This window comes from Pseudomonas sp. 2848 (assembly GCF_003253945.1).
In the GTDB taxonomy this organism is placed as follows: Bacteria; Pseudomonadota; Gammaproteobacteria; order Pseudomonadales; family Pseudomonadaceae; genus Aquipseudomonas.
This window is the reverse complement of sequence record NZ_QKZD01000011.1, coordinates 137,979-157,011: the sequence shown is the minus strand read 5'-3', so window position 1 is coordinate 157,011 and position 19,033 is coordinate 137,979. Positions and strand designations below refer to the sequence as shown.

Annotated in this window: 16 protein-coding genes; 15 read left to right on the top strand and 1 reads right to left on the bottom strand. The window is 63.6% G+C overall.

Translation table 11 applies throughout. From position 1 onward, the window contains the following. Positions 1-121: 121 nt before the first annotated feature. Positions 122-1,564: a SulP family inorganic anion transporter gene (locus tag DFS21_RS21460; protein ID WP_111533049.1), complete on the bottom strand. Its 1,443-nt coding sequence runs from the start codon at positions 1,562-1,564 to the stop codon at positions 122-124. Positions 1,565-1,739: 175 nt separating this feature from the next. On the opposite strand from DFS21_RS21460, the gene DFS21_RS21455 reads away from it, so the two are divergent. From DFS21_RS21455 to nuoM, 15 genes are all read left to right on the top strand, one after another. Further along, on the top strand, positions 1,740-2,504 hold the full coding sequence (locus DFS21_RS21455; RefSeq protein WP_173862476.1) for a secretin N-terminal domain-containing protein: 765 nt from the start codon (positions 1,740-1,742) through the stop codon (positions 2,502-2,504). A gap of 490 nt (positions 2,505-2,994) precedes the next feature. Continuing rightward, on the top strand, positions 2,995-4,320 hold the full coding sequence (aceA, locus tag DFS21_RS21450) for an isocitrate lyase (protein ID WP_110700796.1): 1,326 nt from the start codon (positions 2,995-2,997) through the stop codon (positions 4,318-4,320). A gap of 187 nt (positions 4,321-4,507) precedes the next feature. Continuing rightward, positions 4,508-5,170 (top strand): lysoplasmalogenase, encoded by a 663-nt coding sequence (locus tag DFS21_RS21445; protein ID WP_110700798.1) that lies wholly within the window; start codon positions 4,508-4,510, stop codon positions 5,168-5,170. Positions 5,171-5,550: 380 nt separating this feature from the next. Beyond that, complete coding sequence (locus DFS21_RS21440; protein WP_011534614.1) at positions 5,551-5,964, top strand: NADH-quinone oxidoreductase subunit A; 414 nt, start codon at positions 5,551-5,553, stop codon at positions 5,962-5,964. A 9-nt stretch (positions 5,965-5,973) separates the two neighbouring features. Continuing rightward, positions 5,974-6,651 carry an NADH-quinone oxidoreductase subunit B family protein gene (locus DFS21_RS21435; RefSeq protein WP_008096180.1) on the top strand — a complete coding sequence of 226 codons (678 nt, stop codon included), beginning with the start codon at positions 5,974-5,976 and terminating at the stop codon, positions 6,649-6,651. Positions 6,652-6,730: 79 nt separating this feature from the next. Next, the gene (nuoC, locus tag DFS21_RS21430; protein WP_023630474.1) at positions 6,731-8,512 is read left to right on the top strand and encodes an NADH-quinone oxidoreductase subunit C/D; all 1,782 of its coding nucleotides are present in this window, start codon (positions 6,731-6,733) and stop codon (positions 8,510-8,512) included. A 2-nt stretch (positions 8,513-8,514) separates the two neighbouring features. Then, complete coding sequence (nuoE, locus tag DFS21_RS21425) at positions 8,515-9,012, top strand: NADH-quinone oxidoreductase subunit NuoE (protein ID WP_012313767.1); 498 nt, start codon at positions 8,515-8,517, stop codon at positions 9,010-9,012. After that, positions 9,009-10,373: an NADH-quinone oxidoreductase subunit NuoF gene (gene nuoF, locus DFS21_RS21420; RefSeq protein WP_110700800.1), complete on the top strand. Its 1,365-nt coding sequence runs from the start codon at positions 9,009-9,011 to the stop codon at positions 10,371-10,373. The genes nuoE and nuoF overlap by 4 nt, the downstream gene beginning before the upstream one ends. Positions 10,374-10,505: 132 nt before the next feature. After that, positions 10,506-13,220 carry an NADH-quinone oxidoreductase subunit NuoG gene (gene nuoG / locus DFS21_RS21415; RefSeq protein ID WP_111533048.1) on the top strand — a complete coding sequence of 905 codons (2,715 nt, stop codon included), beginning with the start codon at positions 10,506-10,508 and terminating at the stop codon, positions 13,218-13,220. After that, positions 13,217-14,224, top strand: a complete 1,008-nt coding sequence (nuoH, locus tag DFS21_RS21410; RefSeq protein WP_046855038.1) for an NADH-quinone oxidoreductase subunit NuoH — start codon at positions 13,217-13,219, stop codon at positions 14,222-14,224. The genes nuoG and nuoH overlap by 4 nt, the downstream gene beginning before the upstream one ends. Positions 14,225-14,235: 11 nt before the next feature. After that, positions 14,236-14,784, top strand: a complete 549-nt coding sequence (gene nuoI, locus DFS21_RS21405) for an NADH-quinone oxidoreductase subunit NuoI (protein ID WP_003251442.1) — start codon at positions 14,236-14,238, stop codon at positions 14,782-14,784. Between the two features lie 10 nt (positions 14,785-14,794). After that, positions 14,795-15,295 carry an NADH-quinone oxidoreductase subunit J gene (nuoJ, locus tag DFS21_RS21400; RefSeq protein WP_023631348.1) on the top strand — a complete coding sequence of 167 codons (501 nt, stop codon included), beginning with the start codon at positions 14,795-14,797 and terminating at the stop codon, positions 15,293-15,295. A 3-nt stretch (positions 15,296-15,298) separates the two neighbouring features. Beyond that, a complete protein-coding gene (nuoK, locus tag DFS21_RS21395; protein ID WP_023631349.1) occupies positions 15,299-15,607 on the top strand; it encodes an NADH-quinone oxidoreductase subunit NuoK in 309 nt (102 codons plus the stop codon). Further along, complete coding sequence (gene nuoL, locus DFS21_RS21390; protein ID WP_102685133.1) at positions 15,604-17,457, top strand: NADH-quinone oxidoreductase subunit L; 1,854 nt, start codon at positions 15,604-15,606, stop codon at positions 17,455-17,457. Before nuoK ends, nuoL begins: the two co-directional genes overlap by 4 nt. A 40-nt stretch (positions 17,458-17,497) precedes the next feature. After that, positions 17,498-19,030 carry an NADH-quinone oxidoreductase subunit M gene (gene nuoM / locus DFS21_RS21385; protein ID WP_102685132.1) on the top strand — a complete coding sequence of 511 codons (1,533 nt, stop codon included), beginning with the start codon at positions 17,498-17,500 and terminating at the stop codon, positions 19,028-19,030. Positions 19,031-19,033: the final 3 nt, after the last annotated feature.

Genomic DNA, 19,033 nt, shown 5'->3' with positions numbered 1-19,033 from the left:
TGCTCTAGGGCACCGCCGGCTTGCAGTCTGCCATCCACCGCTCTCACCCCTTCAGTCTAAGAGCCTTTCAAGACACAAGCCGGCTTGCCGGCGATAGGGCCGGTGCAGGCAACCATTGCCTTCAATGCTGCTCCCCTGCCCGCTTCAACAGCTTCTTGCAGCGTTCGGAAAGATGCACCACCCGCAACTGCTTGCCCGCCTTGGCATAGCGCTCGCGCAGGGTCTTGAGCGCCGCGATCGCCGAATAATCGACAAAGCTCAGGTGCTGGCAATCCAGCGTCACCTTGGCCGGGTCGTTGGCCGGGTCGAACTGGTTGAGGAACGGCGTGGTCGAGGCGAAGAACAGCGTGCCGTGCACCTGGTAATGCTTGCTCCCCTCGGCGTCCTCATGACTGTCGGCATACAGCTCGCGCGCGTGCTGCCAGGCAAAATTGATGGCCGCGATGACGATACCGAACAGCACCGCCGTGGCCAGGTCGGTGAACACCGTGACCACGGTCACGGCGATGATCGCCAGCACATCGCTCACCGGCACCTTGTGGAGCACCCGCAGCGATGCCCAGGCGAAGGTCTGCTGGGCCACCACGAACATCACCCCCACCAATGCCGCCAGCGGAATACGTTCGATCAGCGGCGACAGGAACAGCACGAACAGCAGGATCATCACCCCCGCCACCACGCCCGACAATCGACCACGGCCATTGGAGCTGAGGTTGATCACGGTCTGGCCGATCATCGCGCAACCGCCCATGCCGCCGCACAGGCCCGAGACCATGTTGGCCGCGCCCAGGGCCACGCACTCGCGGTCCGGGTAACCGCGACTCTCGGTGACCTCGTCGGTGAGGTTGAGGGTCAGCAGGGTTTCCAGCAGGCCGACCATGGCCATCAGCACCGCGTAAGGCGCGATGATCTTCAAGGTCTCAAGGTTCCAGGGGATGTCCGGCATCGCCAGTCTTGGCAGGCCGCCGGCGATGTGCGCCATATCGCCGAGGGTGCGGGTTGGAAGGCCAAGCAGGTAGACCAGCAGGCCGACGCCGAGGATCGCCACCAGCGCCGGCGGCACGGCGCGGGTCAGCCTGGGAAGCACGTAGACCACCAGCATGGTCAACGCCACCAGGCCGATCATCAGGTACAGCGGCGCGCCGCTGAGCCAGTGTTCGCCTTCCTTGAAGTGCTCCAGCTGGGCCAGGGCGATGACGATAGCCAGGCCGTTGACGAAGCCGAGCATCACCGGGTACGGCACCAGGCGCACCAGCTTGCCCAGGCGCAGGGCGCCGAACAGGATCATCACCAGCCCGCCCAGCAGCACCGTGGCCAGCAGGTACTGGACGCCGTGCTGCACCACCAGGGCGACGATGACCACCGCCATCGAACCGGCGGCGCCGGAGATCATCCCCGGGCGGCCGCCGAACAGCGCGGTCAGGGTGCAGATGATGAAGGCACCGTACAGGCCCATCAGCGGGTTGAGGTGGGCCACCAGGGCGAAAGCGATGCACTCCGGTACCAGGGCGAACGAAGTGGTGAGGCCGGCGAGCAGGTCGGCGCGTAGGCGTGCGGGTTTCATGGAGTTCCTGTAAACAACCCCGGCATTACGCTGCGTGGGAGCGTAATGCCGAGGGAATGAGCTCGAAATCGAGGATCGGGATGTTACGGAATTTGCCTGACTGCAACCACTGAAAAGCCGACCTGTGCATGCCGCTGTGATCCACAACCAGCAAGATGCCGACAAATTTGCCATCATGTCCATTCCACCCGCGGAGATCATGGACATGCCGCTACGCCCCCTCCTCGCCTCGCTGCTGCTGGCCGCCAGCCTTACGGCCCAGGCCGCCACCGAGGTCATTCCCTTGCAACACCGCAGCAGCGCCGAACTGCTGCCCGCCGCCCAGTCCTTCCTGGGCAAGGACGGCAGCGTCAGCACCTTCGAGGACAAGCTGATCGTCAACGCCAGCCAGGAACGCATTGACGATCTGCGCGCCCTGCTGCAACAGCTCGACACCGCGCCCAAACGCCTGCTGATCAGCGTCGACAACAACGACAGCAACTTCCAGGACAACCGCGGCAATGCCCGCGTGATCCGCTACGGCACCGCCAACCGCGAAGGCGGCATGCAGCAGGTACAGGCCAGCGACGGCCAGCCGGCACTGATCCAGGTGGGCCAGAGCATCCCCGTCACCAGTACTTCCACCGACGGTTACGGGCGCATCCAGAGCAACACCGAATACCGCAACGTTACCCAGGGCTTCTACGTCACGCCACGCCTGAGCGGTGATAACGTTCGCCTGCAAATCAGCACCAATAACGACCGAATGAGCCAGGAACGTGCCGATGTAGTGAAAGTGCAGAGCACCGACACGACCGTCACCGGCAAGCTCGGCGAGTGGATCACCCTGGCCGGATTCAACCAGCAGAGTCAGTCCGATCGCAGTGCGTCAAGCCTCAGTTACAGCACCCAGCGCGGTGAAAACATGACTTTGCGGGTCAAAGTCGACCTTCTCGACTGAACCCAGGCAATTCAAGGCCTCGACCAAGGGCCTTGAAACTGACCGCCAAGTCGCATTAGACCAAAGATGTAGTAAGCCCAAAAAAGCACTACAAAGTGTTTGACAGGCTGTTTTCGCCAAGGGCATGATGGCCTCGCTCCCGCTAATCAGAGGCCCTGGCTAGGGTCTTCGAGGTGCGCTCCTCCCACCGTGGAGGCACCTCGTGTCCATACGGCCCACAAGGCGGTTCGACGGGATTGCGACTGCAACGAAGAAGTTGTCCCGAGGGACGGAAGCGCATCACCGCAGTTCTGGCAATCGCGTCGCACCGCAGCAAGGCATCCACGAGCCAACCTGCAGGGCACACCTTCGCCTGGCCTGCCCACCCTTCCCCTTCGCACTTCCCCGTTCGCCGCCGCACTCCCCCGGACAGCACAGCCTGGCCCTCTGACCCGCGTATCCGAGCATCAGCACAATTACACTCAAGATCGATGCGACGAGGTTTATTTCCATGGCACTGACACGCGAACAGCAAATTGCAGCCCTCGAGAAAGACTGGGCCGAAAACCCGCGCTGGAAAGGCGTGACCCGTACCTACACCGCCGCCGATGTCGTTCGCCTGCGTGGCTCGCTGCAACCGGAGCACACCCTGGCTCGCCAGGGCGCGGAAAAACTGTGGAAGCTGGTCACCCAAGGTGCCCACCCGTCCTTCCGCCCAGAAAAAGATTTCGTCAACTGCATGGGCGCCCTGACCGGCGGCCAGGCAGTGCAACAGGTCAAGGCCGGCATCCAGGCCATCTACCTGTCCGGCTGGCAGGTTGCCGCCGACAACAACTCGGCCGAGTCGATGTACCCCGACCAATCGCTGTACCCGGTTGATTCGGTACCGACCGTGGTCAAGCGCATCAACAACTCGTTCCGCCGCGCCGACCAGATCCAGTGGAAAGCTGGCAAGAACCCAGGTGACGAAGGCTACATCGACTACTTCGCACCAATCGTGGCTGACGCCGAAGCCGGTTTCGGCGGCGTACTGAACGCCTACGAACTGATGAAAAACATGATTGAAGCGGGCGCCGCCGGCGTGCACTTCGAAGACCAGCTGGCCTCGGTGAAAAAATGCGGCCACATGGGCGGCAAGGTACTGGTACCGACCCAGGAAGCCGTACAGAAGCTGGTGGCTGCCCGTCTGGCCGCCGACGTTGCCGGTGTACCGACCATCATCCTGGCCCGTACCGACGCCAACGCCGCTGACCTGCTGACCAGCGACTGCGACCCGTACGACCAGCCGTTCGTGATCGGCGAGCGTACCCGTGAAGGCTTCTACAAAGTCCGCGCCGGCCTCGACCAGGCGATCTCCCGCGGCCTGGCGTACGCGCCGTATGCCGACCTGATCTGGTGCGAAACCGCCAAGCCGGACCTGGACGAAGCCCGTCGCTTCGCCGAAGCGATCAAGAAGGAATACCCGGACCAACTACTGTCGTACAACTGCTCGCCTTCCTTCAACTGGAAGAAGAACCTGGACGACGCCACCATCGCCAAGTTCCAGCGCGAACTGTCGGCCATGGGCTACAAGCACCAGTTCATTACCCTGGCCGGCATCCACAACATGTGGCACGGCATGTTCAACCTGGCGCACGACTACGCCCGCAACGACATGACCGCCTACGTGAAGCTGCAAGAGCAGGAATTCGCCGACGCCAGTAAAGGCTACACCTTCGTGGCGCACCAGCAGGAAGTCGGCACCGGCTACTTCGACGACATGACCACCGTGATCCAGGGTGGTGCATCGTCGGTAACCGCACTGACCGGTTCGACCGAGGAAGAGCAGTTCCACTGAGTCTGGTGAACTGTTGAACAGGAAGGCCCGGGGCTTGGAAAGCCCTGGGCCTTTCTTCTTGCCTGTACCGACCCTTTCGCGGGGCAAGCCCGCTCCCACGCAACATTGCAGCCCCGCGAAAGGGCCGGCACGGGCAATACCGCAGATCAGGTCTATGCTTGTGGCTACCCAGCAGCAAGGACCGCCCATGCCTCGTCCAAGCCACCTGATCCTGATCGCCGTCGCAGCCGCCACCTGCTATCTATATGCACTGGCGAGCGACAATGCCCTGCTTGGCCTACTGGTCAAACCCATTCCGGTACTGGCCCTGATCGCCTGGCTTAGGACCATGCCCACTACGCCCTACCGTCGCTGGATCATGATCGGCCTGGCCTTCTCGGTACTGGGCGACATCCTCCTGGCCATCCCCCGCGATCTGTTCGTGTTCGGCCTGGCCGCGTTCCTTTGCGCCCACCTGGCGTACCTTCGCGGTTACTGCAGCCTGACTCAACGCCCGGCCTACCCGTCACTGGCCCTCGCACTGCTGGTGGGCGCCTCGCTATTCGGCCTGCTCGCCAGCCACGGCCTGGGCCCACTGCTGATCCCGGTGGCGCTGTATGCCCTGGCGATCGGCTGCATGCTCTGGCGCGCCTTGGCCTGCGGCGGTGTCGCCGCACTGGGTGCCTGCGCCTTCGTCTTCTCCGACAGCCTGATCGGCATCGACCGCTTCGTCAGCCCGTTTGCCGCTGCCGAGTACCTGATCATCCTGTCCTACTGGCTTGGCCAGTGGCTCATTGCCGCGTCGGTCAGCCGCAGCACAAACGACAAAGCATTGATCCAGAGCGGTACGCGCTGCGCCGGAAGCTGCTAGAACGAGAGTTTTTCGCATTTGCAAGCGGACAGATCGGCTGATGAACTTTGCAAGGCCCAGAACAGCTAAAACAATACAGCCCAGGTTAAATGATATCAATTATCATTACGCAACTAACCAGTCATTACGCGAGGTAAGAAACATAATTAACAAATCCACGTGCAATGCCCGAAACTCAAGGCTTTCAGCCAGTTACGAAAGATTTTTGTTCTTAAACCTACGAATAAATTTGCAACGGAAATTTTACTTGCACTGGGTTTACCCATAAAATCAGCGCGATTGATTCAGCTGCGACATTTGGTCACTGCGTCTGCGACACCACGTCGCCGCTCTACTTATTTCAGACTGCAGAGCTGGGTCTCTGTATAAGGATTTCTAGCATGTCCGATTCGGCAGGACTCATCGCCCACAACTGGGGCTTTGCCATCTTCCTCCTGGGTGTCGTCGGCCTGTGTGCCTTCATGCTCGGCCTGTCCAGCCTGCTCGGTAGCAAGGCCTGGGGTCGCGCCAAGAACGAACCCTTCGAATCCGGCATGCTGCCCGTCGGCAGCGCCCGCCTGCGCCTGTCCGCCAAATTCTATCTGGTCGCGATGCTGTTCGTGATCTTCGATATCGAAGCCCTCTTCCTGTATGCATGGTCTGTGTCCGTCCGCGAAAGCGGCTGGACCGGATTCGTCGAAGCACTCGTTTTCATAGCAATTCTGTTGGCAGGTCTTGTCTACCTATGGCGCGTCGGGGCGCTCGATTGGGCTCCCGAAGGTCGCCGCAAGCGGCAAGCGAAGCTGAAACAATGAGGCTTTGGCATGCAATACAATCTCACCAGAATCGATCCGGACGCACCTAACGAGCAGTATCCGGTCGGTGAACGGGAAACCGTCACCGATCAACTGCTGGAAGACCAGGTCCACAAGAACATCTACATGGGGAAACTCGAAGATGTGCTGCGTGGCGCGGTCAACTGGGGTCGCAAGAACTCCCTCTGGCCGTACAACTTCGGCCTTTCCTGCTGCTACGTGGAAATGACCACGGCCTTCACGGCGCCCCACGACATCGCCCGCTTCGGCGCCGAAGTCATCCGGGCCTCGCCGCGTCAGGCCGACTTCATGGTCATCGCCGGTACATGCTTCGTGAAGATGGCGCCGATCATTCAGCGCCTGTACGAGCAGATGCTCGAACCCAAGTGGGTCATCTCCATGGGCTCGTGCGCCAACTCCGGCGGCATGTACGACATTTACTCGGTCGTTCAGGGGGTCGACAAGTTCCTCCCCGTGGACGTGTACGTGCCCGGCTGCCCACCGCGCCCCGAGGCGTTCCTGCAAGGCTTGATGCTGCTGCAGGAGTCGATCGGCCAGGAGCGACGCCCGCTTTCCTGGGTGGTTGGCGATCAAGGCATCTACCGTGCCGAGATGCCCGCCCAGAAAGACCTGCGTCGCGAACAGCGTATCGCGGTAACCAACCTGCGCAGCCCCGACGAAGTCTGATCCAGCGACCTGCCGCCCGCTCCCCCAGGAGCCGGCGGCCTGGCTTCATTCTTAACGTTGACCCAAAGCGACCGAGACCATGACAGCGGACAACGCTATTTATATTCCGCCTTACAAGGCTGACGACCAGGATGTGGTCGTCGAACTGCACAACCGATTCGGCGCCGACGCTTTCGTCGCCCAGGAAACCCGTACCGGCATGCCGGTACTGTGGGTAAAGCGTGCCCAGCTCAAGGAAATCCTCACCTTCCTGCGCAACGTCGCCAAGCCGTACAGCATGCTGTACGACCTGCACGGCGTCGACGAGCGCCTGCGCACTCAGCGCCGCGGCCTGCCGGCCGCCGACTTCAGCGTGTTCTACCACCTGCTGTCGGTCGAGCGTAACAGCGACGTGATGATCAAGGTGTCGCTGAGCGAAGGCGACCTGAACCTGCCCACCGTGACCGGCATCTGGCCCAACGCCAACTGGTACGAGCGTGAAGTCTGGGACATGTTCGGCATCGACTTCGCCGGCCACCCACACCTGAGCCGCATCATGATGCCGCCGACCTGGGAAGGTCACCCGCTGCGAAAGGACTACCCCGCCCGCGCCACCGAATTCGACCCCTACAGCCTGACCCTGGCCAAGCAGCAGCTTGAAGAGGAATCGGCACGCTTCAACCCGGAAGCCTGGGGCATGAAGCGTTCGGGCGCCAACGAGGACTACATGTTCCTCAACCTCGGCCCCAACCACCCTTCGGCCCACGGTGCCTTCCGTATCGTCCTGCAGCTGGACGGCGAAGAGATCGTCGACTGCGTCCCGGACATCGGCTACCACCACCGTGGCGCCGAGAAGATGGCCGAGCGTCAGTCGTGGCACAGCTTCATCCCCTACACCGACCGTATCGACTACCTCGGCGGGGTGATGAACAACCTGCCGTACGTACTGGCGGTGGAAAAGCTGGCCGGCATCCAGGTGCCGCAGAAGGTCGACGTGATCCGCATCATGCTCGCCGAATTCTTCCGCATCACCAGCCACCTGCTGTTCCTGGGTACCTACATCCAGGACGTCGGCGCCATGACCCCGGTGTTCTTCACCTTCACCGACCGCCAGCGCGCCTACACCGTGATCGAAGCGATCACCGGTTTCCGCCTGCACCCGGCCTGGTACCGCATCGGTGGCGTCGCCCACGACCTGCCGCGCGGCTGGGACAAGCTGGTCAAGGACTTCGTCGAATGGCTGCCCAAGCGCCTCGACGAATACACCAAGGCTGCCCTGCAGAACAGCATCCTCAAGGGCCGTACCATTGGCGTTGCCGCGTACAACACCAAGGAAGCCCTGGCCTGGGGCACCACCGGTGCCGGCCTGCGCTCCACCGGTTGCGACTTCGACCTGCGCAAGGCGCGCCCCTACTCCGGCTACGAGAACTTCGAGTTCGAAGTACCGCTGGCCCACAACGGCGATGCCTACGATCGCTGCATGGTCCGTGTCGAGGAAATGCGCCAGAGCATCCGCATCATCGACCAGTGCCTGCGCAACATGCCGGAAGGCCCGTACAAGGCGGATCACCCGCTGACCACGCCGCCGCCGAAAGAGCGCACCCTGCAGCACATCGAGACCCTGATCACCCACTTCCTGCAAGTCTCGTGGGGCCCGGTCATGCCGGCCAACGAGTCGTTCCAGATGATCGAGGCGACCAAGGGCATCAACAGTTACTACCTGACGAGCGATGGCGGCACCATGAGCTACCGCACCCGGATCCGTACCCCGAGCTACCCGCACCTGCAGCAGATCCCTTCGGTGATCAAAGGCAGCATGGTCGCGGACCTGATCGCGTACCTGGGCAGTATCGACTTCGTTATGGCTGACGTGGACCGCTAAGCATGAACAGCACGCTTATCCAAACCGACCGTTTCGCCCTGAGCGAAACCGAGCGCTCGGCCATCGAGCACGAGATGCACCACTACGAGGACCCGCGCGCGGCGTCCATCGAAGCCCTGAAGATCGTGCAGAAAGAGCGCGGCTGGGTGCCGGATGGCGCCATCTACGCCATCGGCGAAGTGCTGGGCATCCCCGCCAGCGACGTCGAGGGCGTGGCCACATTCTACAGCCAGATCTTCCGCCAGCCAGTCGGCCGTCACATCATCCGCGTGTGCGACAGCATGGTCTGCTACATCGGCGGCCATGAGTCGGTGGTCAGCCAGATCCAGAGCGAACTGGGCATCGGCCTCGGCCAAACCACCGCGGACGGACGCTTCACCCTGCTGCCGGTGTGCTGCCTGGGCAACTGCGACAAGGCCCCGGCGCTGATGATCGACGACGACACCTTTGGCGACGTGCAACCTGCCGGCGTCTCCAAGCTGCTGGAGGGTTACGTATGACCATCACTTCCTTCGGCCCGGCCAACCGCATCGCGCGCTCGGCCGAAACCCACCCGCTGACCTGGCGCCTGCGTGACGACGGCGAGCCGGTCTGGCTAACCGAGTATGAATCGAAGAACGGCTATGCCGCCGCGCGCAAGGCGCTGGCCGACATGTCCGCCGACGACATCGTGCAGAGTGTCAAGGACTCCGGCCTCAAGGGCCGTGGCGGCGCGGGCTTCCCCACTGGCGTGAAGTGGGGCCTGATGCCCAAAGACGAATCCATGAACATCCGCTACCTGCTGTGCAACGCGGACGAAATGGAGCCCAACACCTGGAAAGACCGCATGCTGATGGAGCAACAGCCCCATCTGCTGGTCGAGGGCATGCTGATCAGCGCCCGCGCGCTGAAGGCCTACCGTGGCTACATCTTCCTGCGTGGCGAATACACCACCGCGGCGAAGAACCTCAACCGCGCCATCGATGAAGCCAAGGCCGCCGGCCTGCTGGGCAAGAACATCCTCGGCAGCGGTTTCGACTTCGAGCTGTTCGTGCACACCGGTGCCGGCCGCTACATCTGCGGCGAAGAAACCGCGTTGATCAACTCGCTCGAAGGCCGTCGCGCCAACCCGCGCTCCAAGCCGCCCTTCCCTGCCGCCGTCGGCGTGTGGGGCAAGCCGACCTGCGTGAACAACGTCGAGACCCTGTGCAACGTGCCGGCCATCGTCGCCAACGGCAACGACTGGTACAAGTCGCTGGCCCGCGAAGGCAGCGAAGACCACGGCACCAAGCTGATGGGCTTCTCCGGCAAGGTGAAGAACCCGGGCCTGTGGGAGCTGCCGTTCGGCGTCACCGCCCGCGAGCTGTTCGAGGACTACGCTGGCGGCATGCGCGACGGCTTCAAGCTCAAGTGCTGGCAGCCTGGTGGCGCCGGTACCGGCTTCCTGTTGCCCGAGCACCTCGATGCGCAGATGTATGCGGGCGGCATCGCCAAGGTCGGCACCCGTATGGGTACCGGCCTGGCCATGGCGGTGGACGACAGCGTCAACATGGTGTCCTTGCTGCGCAACATGGAAGAGTTCTTCGCCCGCGAATCGTGCGGCTGGTGCACCCCTTGCCGTGACGGCCTGCCGTGGAGCGTGAAGATGCTGCGCGCGCTGGAGAACGGCCAAGGCCGCGCCGAAGACATCGAGACGCTGCTGGGGCTGGTCAACTTCCTCGGCCCAGGCCGTACCTTCTGTGCTCACGCACCAGGTGCCGTCGAGCCGTTGGGCAGTGCCATCAAATACTTCAGGTCCGAGTTCGAGGCCGGTGTCGCGCCAGCAACTGCTACCGACACTCTGCGCCCGAACCTGGCGAAGCCGATTGTGGTCGGCGCATAAAAAGATAGAACGCGGGTGGTCCGTGCCACCCGCCAGCCTGCAGGCCGGCCCGCATGAAGCGTGGCGTGCCACAGGCGTACAGATTTCCATTAGCCACGCCCGCTCACGCGGGCCAACGAAGAACTTTGAACAATGGCCACTATCCACGTAGACGGCAAAGCGCTCGAAGTCAACGGTGCAGACAACCTGTTACAGGCGTGTCTGTCACTCGGCCTCGATATCCCTTATTTCTGCTGGCACCCGGCGCTTGGTAGCGTCGGTGCCTGCCGGCAGTGTGCAGTCAAGCAGTACACCGACGAGAACGACACCCGTGGTCGTATCGTCATGTCCTGCATGACCCCTGCCTCCGACGGCACCTGGATCTCCATCGAAGACGAAGAGTCCAAGGCGTTCCGCGCCAGCGTCGTCGAATGGCTGATGACCAACCACCCGCACGACTGCCCGGTGTGCGAGGAAGGCGGTCACTGCCACCTGCAAGACATGACGGTAATGACCGGCCACAACGAGCGCCGCTACCGTTTCACCAAGCGTACCCACCAAAACCAGGACCTCGGCCCGTTCATCGCCCATGAGATGAACCGCTGCATCGCCTGCTACCGCTGCGTGCGCTACTACAAGGACTACGCCGGCGGCACCGACCTGGGCGTATACGGCGCCCACGACAACGTGTACTTCGGTCGCGTCGAAGACGGCGTGCTGGAAAGCGAGTTCTCCGGCAACCTCACCGAGGTCTGCCCGACCGGTGTGTTCACCGACAAGACCCACTCCGAGCGCTACAACCGCAAGTGGGACATGCAGTTCGCCCCGAGCATCTGCCATGGCTGCTCCAGCGGTTGCAACATCAGCCCCGGCGAGCGCTACGGCGAACTGCGCCGCATCGAGAACCGCTTCAACGGCTCGGTGAACCAGTACTTCCTGTGCGACCGCGGCCGCTTCGGCTACGGCTACGTCAACCGCAAGGACCGCCCACGCCAGCCACACCTGGCCGACGGCACCAAGCTGTCCCTCGACGCCGCCCTGGACAAGGCCGCCGACCTGCTGCGCGGCCGCACCATCGTCGGTATCGGCTCGCCACGCGCCAGCCTCGAGAGCAACTACGGCCTGCGCGAGCTGGTCGGTGCCGAATACTTCTACTCCGGTATGGAAGCTGGCGAACTGGCCCGCGTGCGCCTGGCGCTGAACGTGCTGAACGACAGCCCGCTGCCGGTGCCGACCCTGCGCGACATCGAAGACCACGACGCCGTGTTCGTGCTCGGCGAAGACCTCACCCAGACCGCCGCCCGTGTTGCCCTGGCCGTGCGCCAGGCCACCAAGGGCAAGGCCGAGGCCATGGCTGACGCCATGCGCGTGCAGCCTTGGCTGGACGCCGCGGTGAAGAACATCGGCCAGCACGCGCTGTACCCGCTGTTCATCGCTTCGCTGGCTGAAACCAAGCTGGACGACGTGGCCGAAGAGTGTGTACACGCCGCACCTGCGGACCTGGCCCGCATCGGTTTCGCCGTGGCCCACGCCATCGACCCAAGCGCCCCTGCCGTCGAAGGCCTGGACACTGAAGCCAAAGCCCTGGCCCAGCGCATCGCCGACGCCCTGGTCGCTGCCAACCGCCCGCTGGTGGTCGCCGGTACCTCGCTGGCGGATCCTGCGCTGATCGAAGCCGCCGCCAACATCGCCAAGGCCCTCAAGCTGCGCGAGAAGAACGGTTCGCTGAGCTTGGTCGTGCCTGAGGCCAACAGCCTGGGCATGGCGATGATGGGCGGTGAGTCCGTCGACGCGGCGCTGGACGCCGTGATCAGCGGCAAGGCCGACGCCATCGTCGTGCTGGAAAACGACCTGTACGCCCGCGTACCGGCCGCCAAGGTCGACGCAGCCATGGCCGCGGCCAAGGTGGTGATCGTCGCCGACCACTCGAAAACCCCAACAGTCGACCGCGCCCACCTGGTGCTGCCAGCCGCCTCGTTCGCCGAAGGCGACGGCACCCTGGTCAGCCAGGAGGGCCGTGCCCAGCGCTTCTTCCAGGTGTTCGACCCGCAGTACCTGGACAGCAGCATCCAGATCCACGAAGGCTGGCGCTGGATGCACGCCTTGCGTGCGACCCTGCTGAACAAGCCGGTGGACTGGACCCAACTGGACCACGTCACCAGCGCCTGCGCCGAAGCCGCCCCGCAACTGGCCGGCATCGTCAACGCAGCGCCAAGCGCCGCATTCCGCATCAAGGGCATGAAACTGGCCCGCGAGCCGCTGCGCTACTCCGGCCGTACCGCCATGCGCGCCAACATCAGCGTGCACGAGCCGCGTACCCCACAGGACAAGGACACCGCGTTCGCCTTCTCCATGGAAGGCTACTCGGGCTCGGCCGAACCGCGCCAGCAGGTGCCGTTCGCCTGGTCGCCGGGCTGGAACTCGCCGCAAGCCTGGAACAAGTTCCAGGACGAAGTCGGTGGCCACCTGCGTGCCGGTGACCCGGGCGTGCGCCTGATCGAGTCGCAAGGCGATCGCCTGAGCTGGTTCAGCGCCATCCCGGGCGCGTTCAACCCGGCTCGCGGCACCTGGACCGCGGTACCGTTCTTCCACCTGTTCGGCAGCGAAGAGTCCTCCTCCCGCGCCGCCCCGGTGCAGGAGCGCATTCCGGCCGCCTACGTCGGCCTGGCCAAGTCCGAAGCCGACCGCCTGGGCGTCAACGACGGTGCGATGCTGAGCCTGAACGTGGCCGGCGTGTCACTGCGCCTGCCGCTGCGTATCAATGAAGAACTGGGCGCTGGCCTGGTTGCGTTGCCCAAAGGCCTGGCCGGCATTCCGCCCGCCATCTTCGGTGCAGCCGTCGAAGGCCTGCAGGAGGCAGCACAATGAGCTGGTTCACCCCCGAAGTGATCGATGTGATCATTCAGGTCGTCAAGGCCATCGTGGTGCTGCTGGCCGTGGTGGTCTGCGGCGCGCTGCTCAGCTTCGTCGAGCGTCGCCTGCTGGGCTGGTGGCAGGACCGCTACGGCCCGAACCGCGTCGGCCCGTTCGGCATGTTCCAGATCGCCGCCGACATGCTGAAGATGTTCTTCAAGGAAGACTGGAACCCGCCCTTCGTCGACAAGATGATCTTCACCCTGGCGCCTGTGGTGGCCATGAGTGCGCTGCTGATCGCCTTCTCGATCATCCCGATCACCCCGGGCTGGGGCGTGGCCGACCTGAACATCGGCCTGCTGTTCTTCTTCGCCATGGCCGGCCTGTCGGTCTACGCCGTGCTGTTCGCCGGCTGGTCGTCGAACAACAAGTACGCCCTGCTCGGCAGCCTGCGGGCCTCGGCGCAGACCGTGTCGTACGAAGTGTTCCTGGGCCTGGCGCTGATGGGCGTGGTGGTGCAGGTGGGTTCGTTCAACATGCGCGACATCGTTGACTACCAGGCCCAGAACCTGTGGTTCATCATTCCGCAGTTCTTCGGCTTCTGCACCTTCTTCATCGCTGGCGTCGCCGTGACCCACCGTCACCCGTTCGACCAGCCGGAAGCGGAACAGGAACTGGCCGACGGCTACCACATCGAATACGCCGGCATGAAATGGGGCATGTTCTTCGTCGGTGAGTACATCGGCATCATCCTCATCTCGGCGCTGCTGGTGACCCTGTTCTTCGGTGGCTGGCACGGCCCGTTCGGCCTGCTGCCGCAGGTGCCGTTCCTGTGGTTCGCCCTGAAGACCGCGTTCTTCATCATGCTGTTCATCCTGCTGCGCGCCTCGATCCCGCGCCCACGCTATGACCAGGTGATGGACTTCAGCTGGAAGTTCTGCCTGCCGCTGACCCTGATCAATTTGCTGGTGACCGCTGCGATCGTGCTTTACAACACGCCAGCCGTCGCGGCCCAGTGAGGATTTGACCCATGTTCAAGTATATCGGCGACATCGTTAAGGGCACCGGCACCCAGCTGCGCAGCCTGGCAATGGTGTTCTCCCACGGGTTCCGCAAGCGCGACACCCTGCAGTACCCCGAAGAACCCGTGTACCTGCCGCCGCGCTACCGTGGCCGCATCGTCCTCACCCGCGACCCCGACGGCGAGGAGCGCTGCGTGGCGTGCAACCTCTGCGCGGTGGCCTGCCCGGTCGGCTGCATCTCGCTGCAGAAGGCCGAGACCGAGGACGGCCGTTGGTACCCCGAGTTCTTCCGCATCAACTTCTCGCGCTGCATCTTCTGCGGCCTGTGCGAAGAGGCGTGCCCGACCACCGCGATCCAGCTGACTCCGGATTTCGAAATGGCCGAGTTCAAGCGTCAGGACCTGGTGTACGAGAAAGAAGATCTGCTGATCTCCGGCCCCGGCAAGAACCCTGACTACAACTTCTACCGTGTTGCGGGTATGGCGATCGCTGGCAAGCCGAAGGGCTCTGCACAGAACGAAGCCGAGCCGATCAACGTGAAGAGCTTGCTCCCATAAGGACAGAAAGATGGAATTCGCTTTCTACTTCGCATCCGGTGTCGCCGTTGTCTCCACGCTGCGCGTGGTGACCGGCACCAACCCGGTGCACGCCCTGCTCTACCTGATCATCTCGCTGATTTCCGTGGCGATGATCTTCTTCTCCCTCGGCGCCCCCTTCGCCGGTGCCCTGGAAGTGATCGCCTACGCCGGTGCCATCATGGTGCTGTTCGTCTTCGTGGTGATGATGCTCAACCTCGGGCCGGCCTCGGTCGCGCAAGAGCGTGGTTGGCTCAAGCCGGGCATCTGGGCGGGGCCTGTGATCCTCGCCGCCCTGCTGCTGCTGGAGCTGCTCTACGTGCTGTTCGTCACCCCGTCGGGCGCCGCCATCAGCGGTACCACCGTCAGCGCCAAAGAGGTCGGCATCAGCCTGTTCGGGCCGTACCTGTTGGTGGTCGAACTGGCGTCGATGCTGCTGCTCGCGGCAGCCGTCACCGCCTTCCACCTGGGCCGCAACGAGGCGAAGGAGTAAATCATGGGTGCTATCCCTCTCGAGCATGGTCTGGCGGTCGCCGGCATCCTGTTCTGCTTAGGTCTGGTTGGCCTGATGGTCCGCCGCAACATCCTCTTCGTGCTCATGAGCCTGGAAGTCATGATGAACGCCGCTGCCCTGGCGTTCATCGTCGCCGGTGCCCGTTGGGTCCAGCCCGACGGCCAGGTGATGTTCATTCTGGTGATCAGCCTGGCAGCCGCCGAGGCCAGCATTGGCCTGGCGATCCTGCTGCAGCTGTATCGCCGCTTCCACACTCTCGACATCGATGCTGCCAGTGAGATGCGCGGATGAACCTTATCTTCCTGACGTTCGTATTCCCCCTGATCGGCTTCCTGCTGCTGTCGTTCTCGCGCGGCCGCTGGTCCGAGAACCTGTCGGCGCTGATCGGCGTCGGCTCGGTCGGTCTATCGGCGGCCACCGCCGCCTACGTGATCTGGCAGTTCAACGTCGCCCCGCCTGAAGGCGGCGCTTACAGCCAGCTGCTATGGCAGTGGATGTCGGTGGACGGCTTCGCGCCGAACTTCACCCTGTACGTGGATGGCCTGTCGGTCACCATGCTGGGCGTGGTCACCGGCGTGGGCTTCCTGATCCACCTGTTCGCCTCCTGGTATATGCGTGGCGAAGCCGGCTACTCGCGCTTCTTCTCGTACACCAACCTGTTCATCGCCAGCATGCTGTTCCTGGTGCTGGGCGACAACCTGCTGTTCATCTACTTCGGCTGGGAAGGCGTGGGCCTGTGCTCGTACCTGTTGATCGGTTTCTACTACAGCAACCGCAACAACGGTAACGCGGCACTGAAGGCATTCATCGTCACCCGCATCGGCGACGTGTTCATGGCCATCGGCCTGTTCATCCTGTTTGTCCAGCTGGGTACCCTGAACGTGCAGGAACTGCTGGTACTGGCGCCGCAGAAGTTCCAGGCCGGTGACACCTGGATGGTCCTGGCGACCCTGATGCTGCTGGGTGGCGCGGTCGGTAAATCGGCCCAGCTGCCGCTGCAGACCTGGCTGGCCGACGCGATGGCCGGCCCGACCCCGGTTTCGGCACTGATCCACGCCGCCACCATGGTGACCGCGGGCGTGTACCTGATCGCCCGTACCAACGGCCTGTTCCTGCTGGCGCCGGACGTGCTGCACCTGGTTGGCGTCGTGGGCGGCGTGACCCTGGTCCTGGCCGGCTTCGCCGCCCTGGTGCAAACCGACATCAAGCGTATCCTCGCCTACTCGACCATGAGCCAGATCGGCTACATGTTCCTGGCCCTGGGCGTTGGCGCGTGGGACGCGGCGATCTTCCACCTGATGACCCACGCCTTCTTCAAGGCCCTGCTGTTCCTGGCCTCCGGTGCGGTGATCGTCGCCTGCCACCACGAGCAGAACATCTTCAAGATGGGCGGCCTGTGGAAGAAGCTGCCGCTGGCCTATGCCAGCTTCGTGGTCGGTGGCGCCGCCCTGGCCGCCCTGCCGATCCTGACCGTGGGCTTCTACTCCAAGGACGAGATCCTCTGGGAAGCCTTCGCCAGCGGCAACAGCGGCCTGCTGTACGCCGGCCTGGTCGGCGCATTCATGACCTCGCTGTACACCTTCCGCCTGATCTTCATCGCCTTCCACGGCGAAGCCAAGACCGAAGCCCACGCCGGCCACGGCATCAGCCACTGGCTGCCGCTGGGCGTGCTGATCGTGCTGTCGACCTTCGTCGGCGCCTGGATCCACCCGCCACTGGCAGGCGTGCTGCCTGAAAGCGCCGGCCACGCCGGTGGCGAAGCCAAGCACTCGCTGGAAATCGCCTCGGGCGCCATCGCCATCGCCGGTATCCTGCTGTCGGCCCTGCTGTTCCTGGGCAAGCGTCGCCTGGTCACCGCGATCGCCAACAGTGGTATCGGTCGCGTCCTGTCGGCCTGGTGGTTCGCCGCCTGGGGCTTCGACTGGATCTACGACAAGCTCTTCGTCAAACCTTACCTGCTGATCAGCCACATCCTGCGCAAGGATCCGGTTGACCGCAGCATCGGCCTCATTCCTCGCCTGGCTCGCGGCGGTCACGTCGCCATGAGCAAGACCGAGACCGGCCAGCTGCGCTGGTACACCGCTTCGATCGCCGTCGGTGCCGTACTGGTACTCGGTGCCGTGGTAGTGGCCGCGGTATGACCATGAATCTTGCGACTTTGCCAAAGGAAACCAACCCGTCATGATTTTGCCTTGGCTGATCCTGATCCCCTTCATCGGCGGCTTCCTGTGCTGGCTGGGTGAGCGCTTCGGCTCCACCCTGCCGCGCTGGATCGCGCTGCTGACCATGTCCCTGCTGCTTGGCATCGGCCTGTGGCTGTGGGCGAACGGCAACTACACACTGGCCCCGGCGCCGGGTGCCGAACCGGCCTGGGCCCTCGAATACAAGGTCGAGTGGATCAAGCGCTTCGGCATCAGCATCCACCTGGCCCTCGACGGCCTGTCGCTGCTGATGATCCTGCTCACCGGCCTGCTCGGCGTGCTGTCGGTGCTGTGTTCGTGGAAAGAGATCCAGCGCCACGTCGGCTTCTTCCACCTCAACCTGATGTGGATTCTCGGCGGCGTGGTCGGTGTGTTCCTGGCCCTGGACCTGTTCCTGTTCTTCTTCTTCTGGGAAATGATGCTGGTGCCGATGTACTTCCTCATCGCGCTCTGGGGTCACAGCTCGTCGGACGGCAAGAAGACGCGGATCTACGCGGCGACCAAGTTCTTCATCTTCACCCAGGCCAGCGGCCTGATCATGCTGGTGGCGATCCTCGGTCTGGTGCTGGTCAACTACAACAGCACTGGCGTAATCACCTTCAACTACAGCGACCTGCTCAAGGCCGAACTGCCGGCCGGCGTCGAGTACATCCTGATGCTGGGCTTCTTCATCGCCTTCGCGGTGAAACTGCCGGTGGTGCCGTTCCACTCCTGGCTGCCGGACGCCCACGCCCAGGCGCCGACCGCCGGTTCCGTGGACCTGGCCGGTATCCTGCTGAAGACCGCGGCCTACGGCCTGCTGCGCTTCGCCCTGCCGCTGTTCCCGAACGCTTCGGCCGAGTTCGCGCCGATCGCCATGACCCTGGGCCTGATCGGTATCTTCTACGGGGCCTTCCTGGCCTTCGCGCAAACCGATATCAAGCGCCTGGTGGCCTTCTCCAGCGTCTCGCACATGGGCTTCGTGCTGATCGGCATCTACTCCGGCAGCCAGCAGGCCCTGCAGGGCGCGGTGATCCAGATGCTGGCCCACGGCCTGTCGGCCGCCGCGCTGTTCATCCTGGCCGGCCAGCTGTACGAGCGCCTGCACACCCGTGACATGCGCGAGATGGGTGGCCTGTGGCACCGCATCGCTTATCTGCCAGCCATCAGCCTGTTCTTCGCCGCCGCCTCGCTGGGCCTGCCGGGTACCGGCAACTTCGTCGGCGAGTTCCTGATCCTGATCGGCAGCTTCGCCCACGTCCCATGGATCACCGTGATCGCCACCACCGGCCTTGTGTTCGGCTCGGTGTACTCGCTGATCATGATCCACCGCGCCTACTTCGGTCCGGCCAAGGCCGACACCGTGCTGGCCGGCATGGACAGTCGCGAGCTGATCATGGTGCTGGGCCTGGCTGGCCTCTTGATCCTGCTGGGCGTGTATCCACAGCCGTTCCTCGACACCTCTGCCGCCACCATGAGCGGTGTGCAGCAGTGGCTCGGTTCCGCTTTCACTCAACTCGCTTCGGCCCGGTAAGAG